Annotated in this window: 13 protein-coding genes; 9 read left to right on the forward strand and 4 right to left on the reverse strand. The window is 43.3% G+C overall.

Annotation, left to right across the window (positions count from 1 at the left end):
* Positions 1-8: 8 nt before the first annotated feature.
* The 4 genes from H8796_RS07845 to H8796_RS07860 all read left to right on the forward strand — a co-directional run bounded on the left by H8796_RS07845 (position 9) and on the right by H8796_RS07860 (position 6,396).
* Complete coding sequence (locus H8796_RS07845; RefSeq protein WP_117932325.1) at positions 9-2,057, forward strand: RagB/SusD family nutrient uptake outer membrane protein; 2,049 nt, start codon at positions 9-11, stop codon at positions 2,055-2,057.
* Positions 2,058-2,077: 20 nt separating this feature from the next.
* A complete protein-coding gene (locus H8796_RS07850; protein ID WP_117932324.1) occupies positions 2,078-3,097 on the forward strand; it encodes a DUF4973 domain-containing protein in 1,020 nt (339 codons plus the stop codon).
* 214 nt (positions 3,098-3,311) lie between these two features.
* Positions 3,312-4,664 carry a sulfatase gene (locus H8796_RS07855; RefSeq protein ID WP_117932322.1) on the forward strand — a complete coding sequence of 451 codons (1,353 nt, stop codon included), beginning with the start codon at positions 3,312-3,314 and terminating at the stop codon, positions 4,662-4,664.
* Between the two features lie 37 nt (positions 4,665-4,701).
* Entirely contained in the window at positions 4,702-6,396 is a 1,695-nt protein-coding gene (locus H8796_RS07860; protein ID WP_099146451.1) for a sulfatase-like hydrolase/transferase, read from the forward strand.
* 135 nt (positions 6,397-6,531) lie between these two features.
* Here H8796_RS07860 and H8796_RS07865 read toward each other — a convergent pair whose 3' ends face one another.
* The gene (locus H8796_RS07865; RefSeq protein ID WP_117932320.1) at positions 6,532-9,096 is read right to left on the reverse strand and encodes a hypothetical protein; all 2,565 of its coding nucleotides are present in this window, start codon (positions 9,094-9,096) and stop codon (positions 6,532-6,534) included.
* Between the two features lie 9 nt (positions 9,097-9,105).
* Positions 9,106-10,890, reverse strand: a complete 1,785-nt coding sequence (locus tag H8796_RS07870) for a glycoside hydrolase family 2 protein (protein ID WP_117932318.1) — start codon at positions 10,888-10,890, stop codon at positions 9,106-9,108.
* Between the two features lie 307 nt (positions 10,891-11,197).
* Here H8796_RS07870 and H8796_RS07875 point away from each other — a divergent pair, with 307 nt between their 5' ends.
* The 5 genes from H8796_RS07875 to H8796_RS07895 all read left to right on the forward strand — a co-directional run bounded on the left by H8796_RS07875 (position 11,198) and on the right by H8796_RS07895 (position 19,113).
* Positions 11,198-12,790, forward strand: a complete 1,593-nt coding sequence (locus H8796_RS07875; protein ID WP_176553125.1) for an arylsulfatase — start codon at positions 11,198-11,200, stop codon at positions 12,788-12,790.
* Between the two features lie 18 nt (positions 12,791-12,808).
* Entirely contained in the window at positions 12,809-14,179 is a 1,371-nt protein-coding gene (locus H8796_RS07880; protein ID WP_008998092.1) for a sulfatase, read from the forward strand.
* A gap of 54 nt (positions 14,180-14,233) precedes the next feature.
* Positions 14,234-15,610, forward strand: coding sequence for an arylsulfatase (locus tag H8796_RS07885; RefSeq protein WP_117932314.1), 1,377 nt, complete (start codon positions 14,234-14,236; stop codon positions 15,608-15,610).
* Between the two features lie 34 nt (positions 15,611-15,644).
* Positions 15,645-17,024 (forward strand): sulfatase, encoded by a 1,380-nt coding sequence (locus H8796_RS07890; RefSeq protein WP_117932312.1) that lies wholly within the window; start codon positions 15,645-15,647, stop codon positions 17,022-17,024.
* Positions 17,025-17,586: 562 nt separating this feature from the next.
* Positions 17,587-19,113, forward strand: coding sequence for an arylsulfatase (locus H8796_RS07895; protein WP_117932310.1), 1,527 nt, complete (start codon positions 17,587-17,589; stop codon positions 19,111-19,113).
* A 199-nt stretch (positions 19,114-19,312) separates the two neighbouring features.
* On the opposite strand, the gene H8796_RS07900 is transcribed toward H8796_RS07895, so the two are convergent.
* A complete protein-coding gene (locus H8796_RS07900) occupies positions 19,313-20,836 on the reverse strand; it encodes a sulfatase (protein ID WP_117932528.1) in 1,524 nt (507 codons plus the stop codon).
* A gap of 94 nt (positions 20,837-20,930) precedes the next feature.
* Positions 20,931-22,745, reverse strand: a complete 1,815-nt coding sequence (locus H8796_RS07905) for a glycoside hydrolase family 2 protein (RefSeq protein WP_117932526.1) — start codon at positions 22,743-22,745, stop codon at positions 20,931-20,933.
* Positions 22,746-22,893 lie beyond the last annotated feature (148 nt).

Below are 22,893 nucleotides of genomic sequence, written 5' to 3' on the forward strand. Positions count from 1 at the left end.
CATGAAAAATGAGAAAGATATATAAACTGTATATTGGTATTATATTGAGTGTAATTGCCGTTGCTTGTTCGGATAACCTCGACTCAGATAAATATTTTAAAGACCGCCGGTCTTTGGAGGATGTTTTTACCGACAAGGAATCTACGGAAGAATGGTTAGCACATGCCTATTCCTTTTTAGGCGGATACAATTTGGAAGTGTCTAACATGCTTAATACAATCACTAACTTTGCCGATGACATTTACTTCGGTGGTAATAGTCTCGATGCGTATAAGACGTTCAAGACCGGTACTTATGATGAGAGTTACCGTCATTCGTGGGGCGATAGTTATAAAGGTATTCGTCAAGCATCTATCTTCATCCAAAATATTGATATGAATACGAAGTATACGGAAGAAGAGAGAGCTGATATGAAAGCGCAGGCACGTTTTGTTCGTGCTTACTATTATTGGTTGTTACTTCGCAAATATGGTCCTGTACCTTTATTACCAGATGAGGGGCTTGACTATACTTCCGATTATGATGATTTGGCAATTCAACGTAGTTCGTATGATGAATGTGTGGAATATATTGAATCGGAGATGCGTCTGGCAGCCAAGGATTTGCCTCTGACCCGAGCCATTAATCAGGTGGCGCGTCCCACACGGGGAGCAGCATTGGCGGCTCGTGCCAGAGCATTGATATATTCAGCGAGTCCTATCAATAATCCCCGTCCGGGAGATCCGGATAAGTTCTCGGATTTGGTAGACTATGAAGGAAATTGTCTGATGTCCCAGGAATACAATGAATATAAGTGGGCAAGAGCAGCAGCTGCGGCAAGAGATGTGATGGAACTTCCCGGTGAGAACAACGGTCATCGTTATGAACTCTACCACAAAAAGGCAACTAACATTGCTGAACCCGGATATCCTGCTACCATTACCCCTTATCAGGATGGTGACTTCTCGACAAAGACATGGAACGAAGGTGGCTATAGCGATATAGATCCTTACGAATCCTACCGGGCAGTTTTCAATGGTTCGTTAGCGATGTATCAGAACCCAGAGTTGATTTTCAGTCGCGGGCGTAATCAGGGGGCTAATAGTATTGCTGAAATGGTGAAACTTCAAATGCCGAAAACTTTGGGTGGAGGAAATAATGCTTATGGTATGACACAAAAGATGTGTGACGCTTATTATATGGCAAACGGAGACGAATTCAGTAGAGAACATTTTAAAGAAGAGTATCCTTCCGGTACACGTTTTGTTACCAAAAAGGAGGCTGAGGCAGGCACATATCCTCAAATAAAGGAAGGCGTATATAAGGAATATGCGGATAGAGAACCGCGTTTCTATGCATCCGTTTCGTTCAATGGTTGCGTATGGGCTTTGCTGAAAAATGCAGAGACAACAGATTATAAGAATGACGTTGAGAAACAAGTCAACTATTATTACGGTATCAATACTGACGGTTTCTCTGGTACCGGTGTCTATTTACGATCCGGGATCGGTATCATGAAATATGTGCATCCGGACGATACAAATCGTAAGGAAATCAAAGCGAAAGCAGAACCTGCCATCCGCTTTGCCGAGATTCTGTTGATTTATGCCGAAGCGTTGAATGAACTGGAAGATGGATCTTCGTACGACATTCCATCGTGGGATGGATCTACCAGTTATTCCGTCAAACGTGATGTTGATGAAATGAAAAAAGGCATCAGACAAGTACGTCGCCGTGCGGGTGTACCCGATTATACAATGCCAGAGTACCAGGATCGGGATGTATTCCGCAAGAAACTGAAACGTGAACGTCAGATTGAACTCATGGCCGAAGGGCAGCGTTATTTTGATTTGCGTAGATGGAAAGATGCAGAAGTGGAAGAATCCAAGAAAAATTACGGGTGTAATTTCTATATGTCGGATGTAGAAGAGCAGAGAGAACAATTCTATACTCCGATTGAAATTGCAGACTTACCTACTGCCTTCTCACGTAAACTCTATTTCTGGCCTATCAGCCACGATGAGTTGAAACGTAATAAACGGTTGACGCAGAACCCGGGATGGACATACAATGATTAATCTCCTAATAAGAATATGATATGAAGAATATATATATTTATTTAAGTTTATTGGCTGTCATCGTCTTGGGAACCGCTTGTAATAATGAGTGGGAAGATGAGCAGTATGAACAATACGTATCTTTCAAAGCGCCTATCGCCTCAGGAGGTGATGGTGTTACTACCATCTACGTCAGATATAAGGATAATGGAAAAGTGACTTATCAGTTGCCTGTCATTGTCAGTGGCTCTACAGTGAATGGACAAGACAGAGATATACATATAGCAGTGGATAAGGATACACTGAAAACGTTGAATATCGAGCGCTTTAGCCTTTATCGTCCGGAATTGTGGTATACGGAAATGGAGGAAGATAAATATGAATTCCCTGAAACAGTGCATATTCCTGCCGGTTCATGTGTAGAGCAATTGAATATAGATTTTAATTTGCAGGGCATTGATATGTTAGAAAAATGGGTTTTACCATTGACCATTGTTGATGATGGATCCTATAATTATCAAAGTCATCCGCGCAAGAACTATGCAAAAGCTCTGTTGAAAGTGATTCCTTTTAATGATTATTCCGGCTCGTACACGGCTTCTTCCATGAAAGTGTACACTTATATAAATGGTAAGCCTGATACTAATGCAAGAACAACGAACAAGCGTACAGGATATGTGATAGATAACAATTCCGTATTCTTTTATGCCGGTCTGATTAATGAGGATATGGATAAAGACATACGTAAGAAGTACAAAATCAATGTACACTTTAAAGAAGATGGAACATTGGATATGGAACCGGACGATCCAAGTAACGAAATGGAATTCAAACTGATAGGAACACCTATCTATAGTAGTACATCGATTATGGATGCTACACGTCCTTATCTGGAACGTCGTTATGTTCAAATCATGTTTGAATATGATTTCCAGGATTTTACCTATGGTGGAAGTGCTACGGAAGTCATTCCTATCAAATATAGAGTGGAAGGAAGCATGACGCTTCAGCGGAATATCAATACCCAGATTCCGGATGAAGATCAGCAGATTGAATGGTAATCCTATAAATAGCAATAGGGAAGATATAGGAAATTATATCTTCCCTATTTGCTTATAATAGATTATGATTAGCTGCTCCCACCTTTGTTTACCTGTTTTTTTCCTTTATTGATTTGTATTTTTCCCTCTCTCTTAAAAAACTTCTCTACTTTTGCTCTGTAGGTCAGTCACACAAAAACCGACAAAAAATACAGTTAATTAAATCAGAATAATTATGAACATCAAGAAACATTTGCCTTGGCTCGGAGCTTTGCTACCTGTGGCCAGTATGCAGGCAGAAACAAAACCCAATGTTGTCATCATCTATATAGATGATATGGGAATCGGAGATATTGGTTGTTATGGAGGTAAGTTTGTCCCCACTCCGAATATCGACAAAATAGCGCAGGACGGATTATTATTCAACCAATATTATTCTTCGGCACCGGTCAGCTCACCTTCCCGTTGCGGACTGACAACAGGAACATTTCCTATAACACAAGGAATCAACACCTTTTTGAATGGGAAAGCAGCTAATAAGAAATGTGAGCAACGAAACTTTCTAAACGATAAGGCTCCTTCCATGGCACGTGCTTTTCAGAGTGCAGGTTATGCTACCGGACATATTGGAAAATGGCACATGGGAGGCGGACGCGATGTGCGCAATGCCCCTTCTATTAAAAATTATGGTTTCGACGAATATATATCAACGTATGAAAGCCCGGACCCGGACCCGGCAATCACTGCTACCAACTGGATCTGGTCGGCTAAAGACAGCGTGAAACGCTGGAGACGTACCGAATATTTCGTAAATAAGAGCATTGACTTTGTCAAACGTCATAAAGACCAACCCTTCTTCCTGAATCTGTGGCCGGATGATATGCATACCCCTTGGGTACCGGAATTTAAGCAAAAAGAAAACAAAAGCTGGAATACGGAAGAAGCCTTCATTCCTGTTCTTGCTGAAATGGACAAACAGATCGGACGTTTTATCAAAGCACTGGAAGAGCTGGGATTATCAGAAAATACAATCGTTATTTTCACCAGTGACAACGGCCCGGCTCCCAGCTTCCAATCCGCTCGTGCTGCATATATGAGAGGAACAAAGAACAGTCTTTACGAGGGTGGTATCCGTATGCCGTTCCTGATTAAATATCCCAAGAAGATAAAGGCAGGACAAGTGAATAACGAAAGCGTGCTGTGTGCAGTCGATTTATATCCGTCTTTATGTGCGATAGCCGGAATTGGAACAGAGAAAGGTTATCAGGGAGACGGACAAAATTATGATAAAGTTCTTTTAGGTAAGTCGAAAGCTAAACGTAAAACGGATTTGATGTGGGATTTTGGCAGAAATGAATTCTTTAAAAAACCGGGAAACCCACATGACAGAAGTCCTCATCTAGCTATCCGCAGTGGCAACTGGAAACTGCTGATAAATAGCGATGGAAGCGATGCGCAGCTATACGATATAGAGAAAGACAAATTCGAAAAGAATGATATAGCGAAGTCACACCCGGAAGTAGTCGCTAAGTTGGGTGAAAAAGTTTGTAAGTGGTTCGATGCGAACAAAGACAAAGGAAAAGAGTGATACAATGAAAAACAAATTAAAAATAGACATTAAACTTATGAATTCAAAATTATTTCTATTACCAACAGCCCTGATGGTTGCCGGTCATTCTGCGGCAGAAGCAAAGGGCAAGAAATCTGATAAGAAGCCTAATATCCTGGTGATTCTGGCAGACGACCTTGGTTATTCCGATTTGGGATGCTATGGTAGTGAAATCCACACCCCTAATCTGGACAGACTGGCAAAAGAGGGAGTACGTTTCAACCATTTCTATAATGCCAGTCGTAGTTGTCCTACACGTGCCTCTTTATTGACAGGTCTTTATCAACACCAGGCAGGTATCGGCCGTATGACCTTTGACGGGCATTTGCCGGGATATCGCGGTACACTTTCACGTAATGCCGTTACTATTGCCGAAGTATTGAAAGAATCGGGATATACCACCAGTATGGTTGGAAAATGGCACATTGCCGAAACACCGTTGCGTGACGATCAGCGTGAATGGCTGGCCCATCACGTCGTTCATGAGACATTCTCTGATTTATGTCATTATCCCGTAAACCGTGGCTTTGACTCTCATTACGGAACAATTTATGGAGTGGTGGACTATTTCGACCCGTTCAGTCTAGTAGAGGGTGAAGTGCCTGTGAAAGAAGTACCGGAAGGGTATTATATCACACAGGCTCTTTCAGACCGTGCTGTAAAAGAAGTGAAAGAGTATGCGAAAGATGACAAACCATTCTTCATGTATCTTGCCTACACCTCACCTCACTGGCCACTTCACGCACTTCCGGAAGATATTGAAAAATATAAGGATACCTATAAAGTAGGTTGGGAAGCCATCCGTAATGCCCGTTACGAACGTCAGAAGCAGTTAGGTATTTTCCCGGGAATGGATGATTTCCTGTCCGAGCGTCAGTTTAACGACAAATGGGAAGATAATCCGAATGCCGAATGGGATGCCCGTGCTATGGCTGTTCATGCTGCTATGATTGATCGTATGGACCAGGGAATCGGTCAGGTTATCGATGCGCTTGAAAAGACCGGCCAGTTGGACAATACATTGATCCTTTTCCTGTCTGACAATGGTTGCAGTAATGAAGAATGTCAGAATATGAGTGGAGGAGAAAATGACCGTCCGGATATGACTCGTAAGGGAGAGAAGATTATATACCCACGTAATAAAAAGGTATTGCCTGGCCCGGAGACGACTTATGCTTCATTGGGAGCTCGCTGGTCAAATGTAGCCAATACTCCGTTCCGTTTCTGGAAAGCGAAAGCCTATGAAGGAGGTATCTGTACTCCGATGATTGCGCACTGGCCGAAAGGAATCAAAAAGAATGTGGGAGGAATGACTCCTGAAATCGGACATGTGATGGATATTATGGCAACCTGTATCGATATGGCGGGAGCTACTTATCCTACTAAATACAAAGGAAATGATATCATCCCGATGGAAGGAAAGAGCCTGCTTCCTATCTTCAAAAACGGACATCGTGAAGGACATGATTATCTTGGTTTCGAACACTTCAACGAACGCGCTTTCCTTTCTAACGATGGCTGGAAACTGGTTCGTCCGAAAGATCGTGAACAATGGGAATTATATAACCTGAATAAGGATCGCAGCGAGAAGCATAACTTGGCTGCCCAGTATCCTGAAAAAGTAGCGGAAATGGCTAAGGCATACGAAGCATGGGCGAAACGCTGCATGGTAGAACCTTACCCGGGACAGAAAAAACAGAAAAAGAACTAATAGCTATTGTTTGAGTACAAGCATTTATAATCATTAAATGAATAATGGGGATGAAGGATTCCGAATCGGGAATAACTTCATCCCCATTCATTTTATAGGGGAATTAAATAACTAATTCAGTAAGAAACAGATGGACTATTGCTCTATTTTCCCAATGGTAGAATACCTCATACTTCCTATCTGTCCATCTTTACCCAGCGTTTCCGCTTGAATAATCAACGGAGTGGAATATTGGTTATTATAACATTCAATCACCGCTTTCCCATTTTCATCAGCTTGTACGGATGGATTCCAGTATAACGTCCGTCTTTTATCTACTTTATCCATGTACAGCTCCTTGGTAGGGTAGGCAGGAGAATAATATTCCAATGGACGGGTATATCCCTGAATAACAGTTTGCCGGGTACCTAATACAGCACTTTGGCTCTTATTCAACACATCGCGTCTGGGCAGGGGAATCAGGTAGAAAACACTATATCTGTCCAGTTTGCTTATGTCGACTCCCGTACTATCGGTCACCTCGGACATCTTTGTATTTTGGATAATGTCGTCATCGATACCTCCGGTGCCTTTGCTAATGATGATAGAAGCCAATCCGTCCACCTCGGTCAGCATCATTTGAGTTTCTGTTTCAGACAAAATGTGATTATCCATAATATAGCAGATTGGTTTCTGACGATACGTATGCTTGTCATTGGTGCGATCCCAATAAAATTGCGGACTCAACTTTTCCATTAATTCGGGAATGGTGGTGACAATCTTTCCATTATCGCGTAATACATCCACCGAACGGCGTACATCGTAATAAGCATCAATACTCTTCTCGCTGATCTTGGTAGCCATGTTGCTTCCTTGCCGGCGTTTACTTTTTATTTCCACCTCATCCAATACATAAAGTCCTTCTACCTTCCGGATAGAATCCATGTATAGAGAATCAAAACTCTCGGCTTTCTGTTGCCAGTAGGCCAGGTCTTTCCATTCTGGATGAAGCTCCTTATAGCCGTAAGCCCGCGGAGCGGGGGAGAAATTACGGTCGATCAGGATAGAAGCATCCTTATTACGTTCTTTACCGACTTTCCGGGTTTGGATCACCGCTTCTGTTGTTCCTTCAAAATCTTCCACCGGAATGGTGAAACGGCCGTTTTCATCGGTCACGGTTCCTCCGGTTATGAATTGATCGTCCTTCTTCACTATCACGCTAAGTGCAATATCTTTCAACTTATTCTTGAGAATGGTTGATTTCACTTGCCCGTTCAGTACCAATTGCGCTTCCGGCAATTGAAGCGGAGTGAAAGGAGCGGTAGAGATGGCCTGGCTCATGTCGTATTTACGCCATCCGTGCACCATCAATAAAACATCCAGTTCGGTTTGCTTTCGCGGAGACGGGGATGCGAAGTAATAACCGGGTTGATGGATATATCCTTTCAAATCGGAGGTTAACAGCAGATCCGTGAAAATATTGTTGTCATACTCCAGATAATCCGACCGGACACCGTCTCGAATACTGACCGACAATTCTCCGGATACAGGTTCTCCCTTAGCATTCTTTACTTGCAATTCGCAACGAATGGGAGCGTAGGGGGCGTACACCTCTTTCAGTCCTTCCGTTGATATTTGCAGGGGAGCACGCGGATTGGCAAAGACAAAACGTTCGCACAATGTATTACCTGCCCGGTTGATGAGGCTGACCTGCAGTACACCTGCCGGTAGTTTACGGGTGGGCAGAATAAACTCCTGCGGAGCATCCGCCCGGCAACTAATCAGCTGGTAGATAGATGGACGCCCTTGATGACTGATAAATACAGCCAATGTGTCTTGAGGAGTGGCGGCATTGCAGGATACTCTCACCAAAAGAGCACCGGCATTACTGACAGTACTCAAAACATACCCGTTAGGCAATGCCTGTGGAAGTGTGAATTCATATTTCTTTCCTTGAAAACTGACTTTAGCAATCGCAGGTTGAGCGGAAGGGGTATATTCAAAATGTCCCATTCCATCGTGCAAAGTCTCGAAAGAGGTGATCTCTGTTCCTTCTTTGGTATAGATCGTCCCCGATAATTCAATATTCCCTCCATTCTTACTCTCCGCCTTGAAAGCGACCTGCGAAGTCACCCCCTCCACTAATTGTCCTCCTTCGGGGAAAAAACGCACATTTAACTTCTCCTCCGTTTCAGACGGGCGGTTCTCCATCGACGAACTTAATTCGTAAGTCGTGATACTACGTTCCAGTTTATCACTATTGGAAAGCTGATAAATAGGAAAAGTGCGCGAAAAATATTGTGGTTCATTAAAAGCAAGCATCCAGCGCGTATAAGCGCGTACCTCATAGTAACCGGATAGCATTGAATGAGGAAGAATGAATTGTCCGTTCCCTTCTCCCTGTGTCAGCTTGATAATTTGTTTATCTGCTATATGCCCTGTCTGGTCTACTAACTCCACATACAGAGGGCGGCTGATTAGACTGAAAGTCTGTTTTTCGGCAAGGGTGACATAAGCTTTGAACCAAATTGTGTCACCGACATAATAGCTCGTATTATCAAAATGTAAATACGCTTTCTCCCGTGGAAAGTTGTTGGCGAATGTTTGTGCCTGGTTCATGTATTGTTGGAATACAACCTTGGCGGGAGGTACTTCTCCTGACACATACGCGGTCAGGAGATTACATATAATGAATATCAGTACGAATAGTTTGTTCTTCATGGTAGTTCATTATTTTATTTCTTTCGGTCTACTTGGAATCTTTTCGAAGATAGCTTTGATACGTTGCATATCTAGTTTGGGACGTCGGTCATAATAATAAATTCCATTTTTCTCTAAATCAATGTCGGTCAATTGCGTGTAGCAAAATCCTGTAACGTCCGGTGAGGAAGCTATCGTCTGGATCAACCCTTCCAGCCGTTCGTAGAATCCCTCTTCGTTGGTAAGCATTCCTCCATACCCCCATGAGCTATCCCGTTTGGTCGATTCTGTCCAAAGTATACCTCCGAATTCTCCGATGAAAAAAGGCTGATTGTTGTAGAACGCCATTCTGTTGTTAGGCTTTAAGTGTTGTGCAAAACGTATGGCGTCAGATTCGTAGTTCCGGATGCTCCAGATGTCACTCATGAAATGTACGTCCCCCGCAATACCGTTCACAGGACGTGAAGGGTCTATGGCTTTGGTCAGTTGATAGGTGCCGATGCACAGACGCATCATAGTACCCGACAGGAGGGTTAATGCATCTTCAAGTGGCTGATTGAAAGGAACCCAGGTTATGATTGACGGGTGATTGCGATCTCGTGTGATAACTTCTGTCCATTCGCTAAGGAAGTTGCGTGATGCTACTTCGTTCTTGATATTCATGCCCCAGTTGGGAGATTCTCCCCAGGTTATAAATCCCAATTTGTCAGCCCAGTAGTGGAACCTTTCTTCAAATACCTTTTGATGAAGGCGTGCTCCGTTGAATCCGGCTGCTTTACTTAGTAGGATATCATTTTTTAGAGCTTCGTCACTTGGAGCTGTCCAGAGTCCATCCGGATAATATCCCTGATTTAAGACGAGGCGTTGAAAGTAAGGCTCATTGTTTAAGTAGACCATTCCGTCTGACGTATGCACCTTGCGCATGCCTACGTAAGATTTTATCTCATCTACGGTTTCTCCGGTCGAATTTTTGACACTATAGACAATATCATAAAGGTGCGGATCTTCGGGACTCCAGAGTTTCATGTTCTTGATGGGAAGAATAACAGGAATCCCATTATTACATTTTACTGTTTTTTGAACCACCTTTTTCTGGTTGTCGTACAAGGTGATTTGAAGTGTTCTGTCATTGGAGGCCTGATAAAATTCAGGTGTGATGATTAGCTGCCCTTCATCAATATCCGGGATGGTTACGGCTGATTTCAAACCATAATGAGAAACAGCTTCCATCCATACTGTTTGCCAGATCCCTGTGACACGGGAGTAGAAACAGCCATAAGGAGATATTCGGGTGGATTGTTTACCGATAGTTTGAAGTCCGGAACGGGCATCGTCTGTAACATAAACAACCAGATTGTGTTTCTGCCCCGCTTTTACGGCAGTAGTTACATCCATTGAGAAAGAAGAACTTCCTCCATAATGACTACCTACATAATGTCCGTCGATGAAAACTTCTGTGTAATAGTCGACCGCTCCAAAGTGTAGTATGATTTTCTTTCCCTCCCAGTCGGAAGGCATGGATATGGAACGCTGGTACCACATCTGATTGATAAAATCGGTATAATTCACTCCTGACAGCTTGCTTTCAGGACAGAAAGGGACGGTAATCGTATTACTGAATTGCTTGGCCGTTGTCAACCGCCGGCTTTTCCCCGAATTGGAGAAGTCGAACTCGTATGTCCATTCACCATTGAGATTGATCCATTCGGGTCTTTCAAACTGGGGTCTCGGATATTCCGGGCGAGGAATATCATTGGTCGCATTTAATGTAAAGGATAACAATAAACCGACCAGAATCAGATGTGTCTTTTTCATTCTACTATTTTTTATTCTGCGTTTGGTGCGCAATTTTTAGTGTATTAGTTTTATACAAAGATAGGGCATTCGAAGTACAAAAGAGGAAACATTTTGTTCAATAAAAGAAAAAAGCTGTTCATTCTGGAAGAACATTTGCGGTAACATTGATTTAAGTATCGAAAATGGAAGGGAACTATTGTCTTTTAAATAGGGAATTTTCTTTTCGGGTATCACATATACCTGATTTTGTTCTTTATTGATTAGCATTTTTCCTTCCTTTTGCATAAACTTCTCTACTTTTGTTTTCCAGATAATTGATAATACTATGGTAAAGAAGAATTTCTTAATGACTGCCCCCTTACTGATGGCATCGTTTTGTTCGGCACAGGAAAAGCCGAACGTCGTACTGATTATGGTAGATGATATGGGTTATTCCGATATCGGTTGCTACGGTGGAGAAATACTGACCCCTAATATTGATGCGTTGGCATCCAAAGGAGTACGCTTCACTCAATTCTACAACACTTCACGTTCTTGCCCCGCCCGGGCCAGTTTAATGACAGGACTGTATCAGCATCAGGCAGGTATCGGGCAAATGTCCGAAGATCCGTTTAAACAAGAGAATCAAAAGAGCCCGAACGACTGGGGAGTGCCGGGATATAAAGGATTCCTCAACCGGAACTGTGTCACAATAGCCGAGGTATTGAAAGAAGGAGGCTACCATACTTATATGGCAGGTAAATGGCATCTGGGAATGCATGGAGAAGAAAAATGGCCCTTGCAACGGGGATTTGAACGTTTCTACGGCATTCTGGCAGGAGCTTGCAGCTACCTTCGTCCATCAGGAGGACGCGGGTTGACGCTGGATAACACCAAACTTCCGGAACCGGAAGCACCTTATTATACAACGGACGCATTTACCGATTATGCAATCCGCTTCGTTGACGAACAAAAAGACGACAAACCTTTCTTCCTTTACCTGGCATTTAACGCTCCTCACTGGCCCTTGCAGGCAAAAGAGGAAGACATTCAGAAATTCACCAAAATCTATCGTGAGAAAGGATGGAATGAGATTCGCGAAGCAAGACGGAAACGAATGGCTAAGTTGGGAATTATCGACTCGAACACAGAATTCGCCGAATGGGAAAACCGGAATTGGGACGAACTGACGGAGAAAGAAAAAGATGAAGTAGCCTACCGGATGGCAGTTTATGCAGCACAGGTGCATTGTGTAGATTATAATGTAGGAAAATTGCTGGATTACCTGAAGAAGAATCATAAACTGGACAATACGCTTGTCATGTTCCTGTCCGACAATGGTGCTTGTGCCGAACCTTATGCAGAATTGGGAGGCGGCAAGGTGTCGGAGATCAACGATCCGTCTCACAGTGGGATGCCTTCTTACGGAAGAGCATGGGCGCAGGTTTCCAATACTCCGTTCCGCAAATACAAATGCCGTTCTTATGAAGGAGGCATTTCTACCCCTCTTATCGTGTCGTGGAAAAACAATCTGAATAATAAAAAAGGGGAATGGTGCCGTGTTCCCGGTTATCTGCCGGACATTATGCCGACTATTCTGGAAGCAACAGGAGCTGCTTACCCGGAAACTTATCACGGTGGAAACAAAATACATCCATTGGTAGGCAGCAGCCTTCTCCCCGCTATTCATAAGAAAACAGACTCTTTACACGAATATATGTACTGGGAACATCAAAACAACAGAGCAATCCGTTGGGGCAACTGGAAAGCGATCCGCGACGAAAAAGGAAAAGAATGGGAACTGTATGATGTGGTTAAAGACCGCACCGAACGTAACAATCTGGCAGAACAACACCCCGAAGTACTGACGAAACTGGTTACCGAATGGGAGAAATGGGCGAATGCTAACTTTGTATTGCCTAAACATCCGAAGAAATAAATAAGGGAGGAACATGAAATGAATAAATTACTATTGAGTGCATCCGTTGCATTGGGTGCTACCAGCCTGTCTTTTGCGCAGCAAACGGAAAAACCGAATTTTCTGTTGTTCATAGCCGACGACTGTTCTCATTATGACCTGGGCTGTTATGGAAGCGTTGATTCGAAAACTCCGAATATCGACCGTTTCGCTACACAGGGAGTACGTTTCACGCAAGCCTATCAGGCTGTTCCGATGTCGTCACCTACCCGCCATAATTTATATACCGGTCTGTGGCCTGTACGTAGCGGCGCTTACCCCAATCATACTTGTGCCGATAAAGGAACATTGAGTGTCGTGCATCATCTGCAACCACTGGGCTATAAAGTTGCATTGATTGGAAAATCGCATATCGCTCCGAAATCAGTATTTCCTTTCGACCTTTATGTACCTCCTTTGAAAGGAGGGGAATTGAACTTTGAAGCAATTCAGAAATTTATCTCCGACTGCAAAGCAAACGGAGAACCCTTCTGTCTGTTTGTCGCTTCCAATCAGCCTCATACCCCCTGGAATAAGGGAGACGCTTCGCAATTTAATGCAGATAAGCTAACCTTGCCCCCTATGTATGTGGACATTCCCCAGACACGCGAATTGTTGACTCATTATCTGGCAGAAATCAATTTCATGGATCAGGAGTTTGGCAACGTCCTTTCTATCCTGGATAAAGAAAAAATGACAGATAAATCTGTTGTCGTATATTTGAGCGAGCAAGGCAACAGCCTGCCTTTTGCCAAATGGACTTGTTATGATGCAGGAGTACATTCTGCCTGTATCGTTCGCTGGCCGGGAGTGATTAAGCCGGGAAGTGTGAGTGATGCATTGGTGGAATACGTCGATATTGTTCCTACTTTTGTCGACATAGCAGGAGGAAAGCCACAGGCGAAAGTGGATGGAGAAAGCTTCAAACCGGTGTTGACAGGTAAAAAGAAAGAGCACAAAAAATATTCTTTCTCCCTTCAGACCACGAGAGGTATCAATGCCGGATCGCCTTATTACGGAATCCGTTCGGTATACGATGGCCGATACAGATATATTGTCAATCTCACTCCGGAAGCTACTTTCAAGAATGTTGAAACCAATTCTCCTTTGTTTAAAGAGTGGGAGAGCCTGGCGGAGACAGATGCTCATGCAAAAGCAATGACTACTAAATACCAGCATCGTCCTGCTATCGAACTGTATGATGTGAAGAATGACCCGTATTGCATGAAAAACCTGGCGGAAGATGCGACACAAACCGCTACCATCAGCCGGCTGGATAAAGAATTGAAACGTTGGATGAAGGATTGTGGAGACGAAGGGCAAGCTACCGAGATGCGTGCCTTCGAACACATGCCGGGAAAGAAAAAATAAGCCGTCACACATCAAACGAATAAAACACAGAATGTTATTTATAAATCGTATATCATGAAAAAAGAATTTTTTGGTTTGCTTTGTGGATGTACTCTGCTTCCGGCATTTCTTCATGCACAGACAGAGCGTCCTAATATTGTGATTGTATTGGCCGACGATTTGGGTTGGGGAGATGTAGGATTTCATGGAAGTGAAATCAAAACTCCCTGTCTGGATGCTCTGGTTGGAGAAGGAGTGGAGCTCGAACGTTTTTATACTTCTCCTATCAGTACACCTACCCGTGCAGGACTGATGACGGGACGTTACCCGAACCGTTTTGGTGTCCGTTCGGCTGTTATTCCGCCTTGGCGTGAAGACGGTCTGGACGAGAATGAAGAAACGATGGCCGATATGCTGGCACGCAACGGATATAAGAACAGAGCCATTATCGGTAAATGGCATCTGGGACATACGAAGAAAGTGCATTATCCGATGAATAGGGGCTTTTCACATTTCTACGGGCACCTGAACGGTGCAATAGATTATTTCGACCTCACGCGTGAGGGTGAATTAGACTGGCACAATGATTGGGAAACTTGCCATGACAAGGGATATTCTACCGAACTGATTACCAAAGAAGCCATCCGCTGTATCGATGCTTACGAGAAAGAAGGTCCGTTTATGCTGTATGTAGCTTATAATGCACCTCACACTCCGCTGCAAGCACAGGAAAAAGATATTAAACTTTATTGTGATAACTTCGACAGCCTGACGCCGAAAGAACAGAAAAAAGTGACTTACAGTGCAATGGTTTCCTGTATGGACAGAGGAATCGGAGCTATTGTAGATGCCTTGAAGAAGAAAGGAATAATGGACAACACTTTCTTTATCTTCTTTAGCGATAACGGTTCTGCCGGTGTTCCGGGATCCTCATCGGGACCATTGCGCGGACATAAATTCGACGAGTGGGACGGAGGCGTACACGCACCGGCTGTTCTCTGTTGGAAGAAAGCGGAGAAACAATATAAGAACTTGAGCTCACAAGTGACAGGTTTTGTTGACCTTGTTCCTACATTGAAAGAACTGGTAGGAGATCACAGTCGTCCGAAACGTGAATATGACGGTATCAGCATACTCCCTGTATTGAATGGTAAGAAGAGCTGCATCGACCGCGATTTTTATCTGGGACACGGAGCCGTAGTCAATAAAGACTATAAACTGATAAGAAAAGGCATGAAACCGGGACTTGATTTGAAACAGGATTTCCTGGTTGAGTATAAAACAGATCCTTATGAAAAGAAAAATGCCAGTATAGGAAACGAGAATATTGTGAAAGCATTGTATCAGGTTGCTGTGAAATACGACACCATTACTCCTTGTCTGCCGGAAGTACCCTACGGTAAAGGCCGTGACGGATTCAAAGCTCCCAAAGAATGGAAAGTAGTACGTTAATGATGTTGACCCAATAAATTGAAAATAATACAAGATGGAAAAATCAATGATTAGTATGTGCCTCCTAGGCGGATTGGCGATAGGAAACGGGTTTGCCCAAACTCCTTCGAAGCCTAATATTCTATTAATCATAGCCGACGACTGCTCCTATTATGATATAGGTTGTTTCGGGGCTGTAAACAACAAGACTCCTCATATAGACGCACTGGCGGAGCAGGGGATAAAATTCAACAATGCGTATAACTCCGTTTCGATGAGTACGCCTACCCGTCATTGTGTTTATACGGGGATGTATCCGATGCATCATGGTGGTTATGCAAACCATAGTTCGGTCAATGCCGATGTAAAATCTCTCCCCACTTACCTGGGAAATCTGGGCTACCGGGTTGGATTGGCCGGAAAATGGCATATCAAACCTTTGGCTAACTTCCCGTTCGAAGATGTACCGGGATTCCCCAAAGGATGTACAAGCACAAATACAGATTATCATACCAAAGGTATTGAGAAGTTTATGGAACGCGATTCTTCCCAACCTTTCTGCCTGGTATTGGCTTCTATCAACTCGCATGCTCCCTGGACTGGTGGTGATGCTTCCGTCTTCGACCGGAAGAAACTTCAGTTGCCGCCTCAATTTGTCGATACGGAAGTAACGCGTGAATACTATGCCAGATATTTGGCAGAAGTCGGTCTGCTCGACCAGCAGGTGGGCGACGCCATGCAGATTCTGAAAGATAAGAATTTGTTGCAGAACACGCTCGTTATTTTCATCTCCGAACAAGGTACGCAATTTGCCGGAGCTAAATGGACAAATTGGAGTGCAGGTGTCAAGTCGGCGATGGTTGCTTCCTGGCCGGGTGTCATTAAACCGGGTGTGGAAACTTCTGCCATCGTGCAATATGAAGATCTTCTTCCTACGTTCATTGACGTTGCAGGCGGAGAAATTCCTGACGTGATAGACGGAAAGAGTCTGCTGGGCGTATTCCAGGGAAAAACAAAGACACATCATAAGTATGCTTATCATGTTCACAACAATGTTCCCGAAGGTCCGACCTATCCGATTCGCTCCATTTCAGACGGACACTATCGTTTGATCTGGAACCTGACTCCGGAAGAAACATACGTGGAAAAACATATTGAAAAGGCAGAATGGTATCTCTCCTGGAAAGCACAAGATTCGGATCGGGCACATAAAATATTGAACCGTTACAAGAATCGTCCCGAATTCGAACTATATGATATCAAGAAAGATCCGTTCGAGATGAATAATCTGGCGGATGTGAAAAAATATAGTAAGAAGAAAGCCGAACTGACGATGGAACTGCAAAAATGGATGAAGCAGCAAAATGACACCGGAGCTGATAAAGACCAGCCACGCACCCCTAAGAACAAGCAGAAGAAAGCAGCTAATGCATAGCATTCCACAATGCTATCGTTATTTGCTCTCTGAAAGAGATTTTATTTTTTTATTTCTCATTTCTCATAAAATCTCGATAATTGGCTTGTAATCAAATGTATATAGTATGAGAGATGTCTTTTTAACAGGCATCTCTCATACTTTTTATAGATATTTTAACGGAAAAAGGGCTTTCTCTCATGCATTTTTCAATGATTTCTCATACACTTCTCATAGTTCTATCGTGCATTTCTCATGCACTTCTCATCGAAATTGCACGTATGATGGGGACTGTAAACGCTTACATTGAAAACAGATGAAGAGCATTTTCCGTTCAAACAACCTGATATCCTCCTGTTTTCCATTCGTTCTTGCCTTGTTATTGATAAAGCATCTATATCGTTCCACTGGAGTGGCACGATCTGTTCACTAGAGTGCACAGGCCTGTTCACTGGAGTGAAAGGAACCGTTCACTGGAGTGGAACGAAAGAGATGGCAGTAGGATAATACGGGCATGCCGCTTGGAAAACATGAAGGCATAGGCGATATCACCTATTAACTACGGTTTTAATACATTAAATATATGAATAAACTAATCACAATCTCTTCTGCACTTCTTGCAGTAACTGTTGCAAAAGCGCAAACACCCAATGTCGTGTTTATATTGGCTGACGACTTAGGCTACGGAGACATCTCCGCCTTTAATCCCGATTCTAAAATTCATACTCCTAACATCGACAAGCTGGCCGAGCACGGAATTGCCTTTACGGATGCCCATGCTTCCTCCGCTTTATCCACTCCTTCCAGATATTCTCTCCTGACCGGAAGATATCCGTGGCGTACCAAACTGAAACGAGGCGGTCTTGATGGTGATTCGCCTGCTATGATCGACCCTGAACGTCGCACAATCGCACAAATGTTTTCAGCCAACGGATACAACACTGCTTGTATCGGCAAATGGCATTTAGGCTGGGACTGGGGATATACGGACAATGGCAGAAGCATGAAAGATATTGATTTCTCGCTTCCAATCAAGAACGGACCTACCGACAGAGGATTTGATTACTACTTCGGCATCCCTGCATCACTGGATATTTCTCCCTATGTTTATGTGGAAAACAATAAAGCAACCTCTATCCCCGATCATGTGATAGAACCTCAGAAAAAGAACCTGGCTTTACTGATGCACGGAGGAATGGCAGGAGCCGACTTCAAACCGGAAGAATGTTTTCCCAACATCATCCGTCACAGCCTGAACTATATCAATGAGCAGAAAGGCAGTAAGAAACCGTTCTTTTTATATTTACCTATTACTGCTCCTCACACACCTATATTGCCTTCGAAAGAATTTCAGGGTAAAACCAGCATCGGCCCCTATGGTGATTTTGTAGTCATGATAGACGACATGGTGCGCCAAATTGTAGAAACATTGAAGAAGAATAAACAACTGGATAACACCATCATCGTATTTGCTTCGGACAATGGCTGTGCTGCTTATATAGGCGTAAAAGATATGGAAAAACAGGGACATTTCCCCAGTTATATCTACAAAGGTTATAAGAGCGATATTTATGAAGGCGGTCACAGAATCCCGCTCATTGTCTCCTGGAAAGGAAAATACGGGAAAGAGACAAACAATTCTTTGGTTTCATTGATTGACTTTTATGCTACTTTTGCCCAAATGCTTAATCACAATTTGGAGACGGAAGAAGCCGTTGACAGTTATAGTATGTGGCCGATATTGAGTAAGAAAGGCACTTCCGCCCGTAAAGACCTGGTACATGAAGCAGGAGAGGGGTATTTGTCTTTACGCACTCCCCAACTGAAATTGGTATTTTACGGAGGCTCCGGTGGTTGGACATATCCCGTTAAACCTGTTGATGTGGCTAAATTCCCCCCGATGCAATTGTTTGATATCGTGAAAGATCCTTCGGAAAAAGAAAACATCATCGGTGACAAACGTTATGAGAATGAGGTGAAAGAGATGAAACGGACTATGAAGAAATATCTGGAAGAAGGACGCTCTACACCCGGTGAGAAAGTTTCGAATGATACGGAGAATAGCTGGAATCAGGTAAAGATCTTCATGCAGGAAGAAGAGGGAATATAGTATATTGTATGCTTTCTTAGTTGTATTCCTTCTAATTTTTCAGGCACGGATTACACGGAATTATGCGGATTAAAAACGAATAAGTTTATTCTTTTTCCGTAAGATCTGTGTAATCCGTGCCTGAAAAAATAATATCAGTTGGTAAGCTGAATGTTGTTTGGGTGCATCCTTGTAATGCTGTGTCTTTTCAGCACTCTAATCAAAACAAAGGTGCTGGAAATGTACGGATTGCTCCGCTCAAACGTGGATAAGTTTCCCAGATATCATCTTGAGCAGGATTATCCAAGTAGCGTGTGTCTTTGGTCTTTTTAAGTAATTTGTCCATTTCTTTGCGGAGATTAGTAAGCTTTTCTGTGCATTTACCATTGCCAACTAGATTATGAAGACAACCGGGATCGGAAGATATATCGTATAATTCTTCATAAGGTCGTTTCCCTGCCGCTTTCAGGAAATAAGGATATATTTCTCTGTCATCTCTGTTGCTGACAATGAAATCCCATGACGGACATGCGTCTATGTCATGATAAGCACTGTGCATTGCTTCGAGTTCTCCCTTATTGTTGATAGCGCAAGGGTCACCGGCAGGCCATCTCTCCGGACGAAAGTTTTTGATATAAAGAAAATCTTTTGTTCTTAATGCACGGCTCGGATATCCCCAATTATTGTACCGTGCAGATGCGTGCCGTTCTCTTCCGGCAAAAACCATCGTTCTTCCTGTGTCCTTTTTCTGTTTTTGAAGATAGGGGAGCAGGCTGATTCCTATCATTTCTCCTTTATTATGTATGCCAACTGCATCAAGGATTGTTGGAGCCAGATCAACACCGCTTACAAATTCATCGCTGATACCTCCTTCTTTAATCTTGCCTGTCCAACATATGGCCATCGGAATATGAATACCGTATTCAAAACAAGTTGCTTTGGCTGCGGGGAAAGGCATACCATTGTCTGCCATGACAATAATCAGCGTATTCTCTAGTTCGCCCTCTTCTTTCAATGTGTCGAGGATACGAGATAATTGGCTGTCGTACCATTCTATTTCTGTTCCATAGTCTAATAAATCTCCTTTTATAGCCTCCTTGTCGGGAAGAAAAGAAGGGACTTTTGCATCGGCGAGTTCTCTTTTTACTTTTTTCCAGCTATCCTTTTCATAAGGACGATGCGGTTCACGCGAGCCAACCCAGAAATAAAAAGGTTGTTTTTCCTTTCTGGCGTGGAGGAATTCTTTAAAGTTTTGATAATAATCGGTATTGGATACTCCTTTAAAGGGAGGCTGAATGTGTCTTTTATTATATTCCGGGCCTGCCGGGTTGTGTTTCCGCCCTGATGTTTTCCAGTCGCCGGGTCCCCATCCTTTACCTGTGTAGCCGATGTGATAACCTGCTTCGGCTAGAATATCAGGGAAACATTTGTACTTAGCTGGAAAGGATGAGGCGTGAGTACCGGCTTCTGCTATTTGCCAGGGATAAAGTCCGGTTAAGATGGAAGCTCGGGAAGGGCTACTCCCCGGAGAAGTGACAAAAGCGTTGTTGAATAACCAGCCGTTACGGGCTACAAAATCAAATGCCGGTGTTTTAGCTATGGGTGATCCGTAAGCCGATGCGTGCGGGTAGGACTGGTCATCCGAAATGACAAATAATATATTGGGCCTGTCTGATGTAGCAGAACTAATGTGTGGAATTAGTAAGAAACCCGCTAAAGTGGGCAGTATATGTATGTTTTTCATGGGTTCTCCTTTAAATACAGAGGCAGCATCCTGAGTTTGCTTCAAGGATGCTGCTTCTTAGAATTCAACAAGGAAAAGAGTATTATTCTATTTATTATTTATTCAGAGAATTACAGATTTTCTGGTTGATTTCTCTGATTTTAGCTTCATTCATCTTGATTACTTTACGGTCATAAGTGAGCAGACCGTTGATTTCACCTTCTACGTCTGTTGTCTGAGTATATACGGCAGCAGAGAATCCTTTCTGGATCAATTCCAACAGATGTCTGCCATATTTAATGTATTCGTTTGTTACTTCGTCCGATGTATTGAACTTCACATAACCCCAGTTTTTCTTGTCATTCACCCAAGTGTTTCCTTCTACTACAAGGCCGATACCTCCGTATTCACCCAATACGGTAGCACGTCTCGGATCGTAAAGGAACATGTTTGGTCCCGGATAGTGGTGAAGGTCGAGAATATCGCCACAAGTGTAGTGATTACCACCACTGGCAGGATTCACCAGTCGGCTAGGGTCGTATTCTTTGGTCCAAGCTACGATTTCCGGAGTTTTGAATTGTCCCCATGCTTCGTTGAAAGGTACCCATACAGCGATACTTGGATAAGAGTACAGACAGTCGATGATTTCTTTCCACTCTTTGCGGTAGTTAGCTTCGGAAGCAGCAGAACGGATTACTTCTGTACCGTTGAAATAGTTGCGTGCCTGCCACTGTGGGCTAGGACCACCGTTCGGCATATCTTGCCATACGATCAATCCTAACTGGTCGCAATGAGTGTACCAGCGTGCAGGTTCTACCTTAACGTGCTTACGTACCATGTTGTAGCCGAAGTCTTTTGTCTTTTTCAAGTCGTAAACCAATGCTTCGTCTGTCGGTGCAGTATATAAACCATCAGGCCACCATCCCTGGTCGAGCGGGCCGAACTGGAAGTAGTCTTTGTTGTTCAATTGCAGGCGAGTGATGCCATTCGGGCTCTTGCGAACAGAATATTTACGCATAGCAGTATAGCTCTTTACCTGGTCTATTGCTTTTCCGTCTTTATACAGGGTCACTTCCATGTTGTAAAGGAAAGGAGAGTCCGGCGACCATAGTTTAGCATTAGCAGGCATTGTCAGTTCAACGGGTACTCCGTTCAACGCTGCACCTTTGGCTACAAGGTTCTTGCCATCGAATACTTTTACTTCCACTTTGTCTGCAGAAGTTGTGTTGGCAGCTACTTCTACCTTAACAGAGTTATTATCAATATTAGGGGTAGTTTTCAGATTAGCAATGTATTGTGTTGCCACCGGTTCCAACCACACTGTTTGCCAGATACCTGTAACCGGAGTGTACCAAATGCCATGAGGGTTTGCTATTTGTTTTCCTCTGGGTTGTTCGCCACGGTCTGAAGGGTCCCATACTTTTACTACCAGGTCATTATTTCCTTTATTAAGTACGGAAGTGATATCGAAATAGAAAGGAGTAAATCCACCTGTGTGTTCACCTACTTTCACGTCATTCACCCAAACTTCTGCTTTCCAGTCTACTGCTCCGAAGTGCAACAGGACTTGTTTGCCACGCCAGTTGGAAGGAACGTCGAAAGTGCGTTGGTACCACAATTCTTCTTTCTCGTTTATCATTTTGCCTACGCCTGATAAAGACGATTCTACGGCAAAAGGAACAAGAATATCACCCTGGTAAGCAGCAGGAGTAGGATCACCCTTTTTGGTGATTGCATATTTCCAAAGCCCGTTCAGGTTTTTCCAGTCACTGCGTTCCATGATAGGACGCGGATATTCCGGCAATACGTTTTTAGGATCAAGTTGTTCTCCCCACGATGTCTTGATTTTGTCACCGGCAGGTTTCCATTGAGCAAAAGTCGAACTGCATAGAGCCAATGCTAGTAGCATTGTTAGAAAATTCTTTTTCATGTTCATGGTATACATTATAATTAGTTATTGAATTGATATCCCATAAGAAGGAACATTGCAAAGAAAGTGGAATTAAAAGAAAATAAAGGAAATTTGCCGTTCAAAAAACAGCAAAATCTCTTCTTTTTCTATATAAAATCCCGTATAA

The sequence above is a fragment of the Bacteroides sp. M10 genome (genome assembly GCF_014334015.1).
GTDB lineage: Bacteria > Bacteroidota > Bacteroidia > Bacteroidales > Bacteroidaceae > Bacteroides > Bacteroides intestinigallinarum.

Coding starts and splice junctions, on each gene's coding strand:
- H8796_RS07845 (WP_117932325.1), top strand. CDS start 9: ATGAGAAAGATATATAAACTGTATATTGGTATTATATTGAGTGTAATT.
- H8796_RS07850 (WP_117932324.1), top strand. CDS start 2,078: ATGAAGAATATATATATTTATTTAAGTTTATTGGCTGTCATCGTCTTG.
- H8796_RS07855 (WP_117932322.1), top strand. CDS start 3,312: ATGAACATCAAGAAACATTTGCCTTGGCTCGGAGCTTTGCTACCTGTG.
- H8796_RS07860 (WP_099146451.1), top strand. CDS start 4,702: ATGAATTCAAAATTATTTCTATTACCAACAGCCCTGATGGTTGCCGGT.
- H8796_RS07865 (WP_117932320.1), bottom strand. CDS start 9,096: ATGAAGAACAAACTATTCGTACTGATATTCATTATATGTAATCTCCTG.
- H8796_RS07870 (WP_117932318.1), bottom strand. CDS start 10,890: ATGAAAAAGACACATCTGATTCTGGTCGGTTTATTGTTATCCTTTACA.
- H8796_RS07875 (WP_176553125.1), top strand. CDS start 11,198: ATGGTAAAGAAGAATTTCTTAATGACTGCCCCCTTACTGATGGCATCG.
- H8796_RS07880 (WP_008998092.1), top strand. CDS start 12,809: ATGAATAAATTACTATTGAGTGCATCCGTTGCATTGGGTGCTACCAGC.
- H8796_RS07885 (WP_117932314.1), top strand. CDS start 14,234: ATGAAAAAAGAATTTTTTGGTTTGCTTTGTGGATGTACTCTGCTTCCG.
- H8796_RS07890 (WP_117932312.1), top strand. CDS start 15,645: ATGGAAAAATCAATGATTAGTATGTGCCTCCTAGGCGGATTGGCGATA.
- H8796_RS07895 (WP_117932310.1), top strand. CDS start 17,587: ATGAATAAACTAATCACAATCTCTTCTGCACTTCTTGCAGTAACTGTT.
- H8796_RS07900 (WP_117932528.1), bottom strand. CDS start 20,836: ATGAAAAACATACATATACTGCCCACTTTAGCGGGTTTCTTACTAATT.
- H8796_RS07905 (WP_117932526.1), bottom strand. CDS start 22,745: ATGAAAAAGAATTTTCTAACAATGCTACTAGCATTGGCTCTATGCAGT.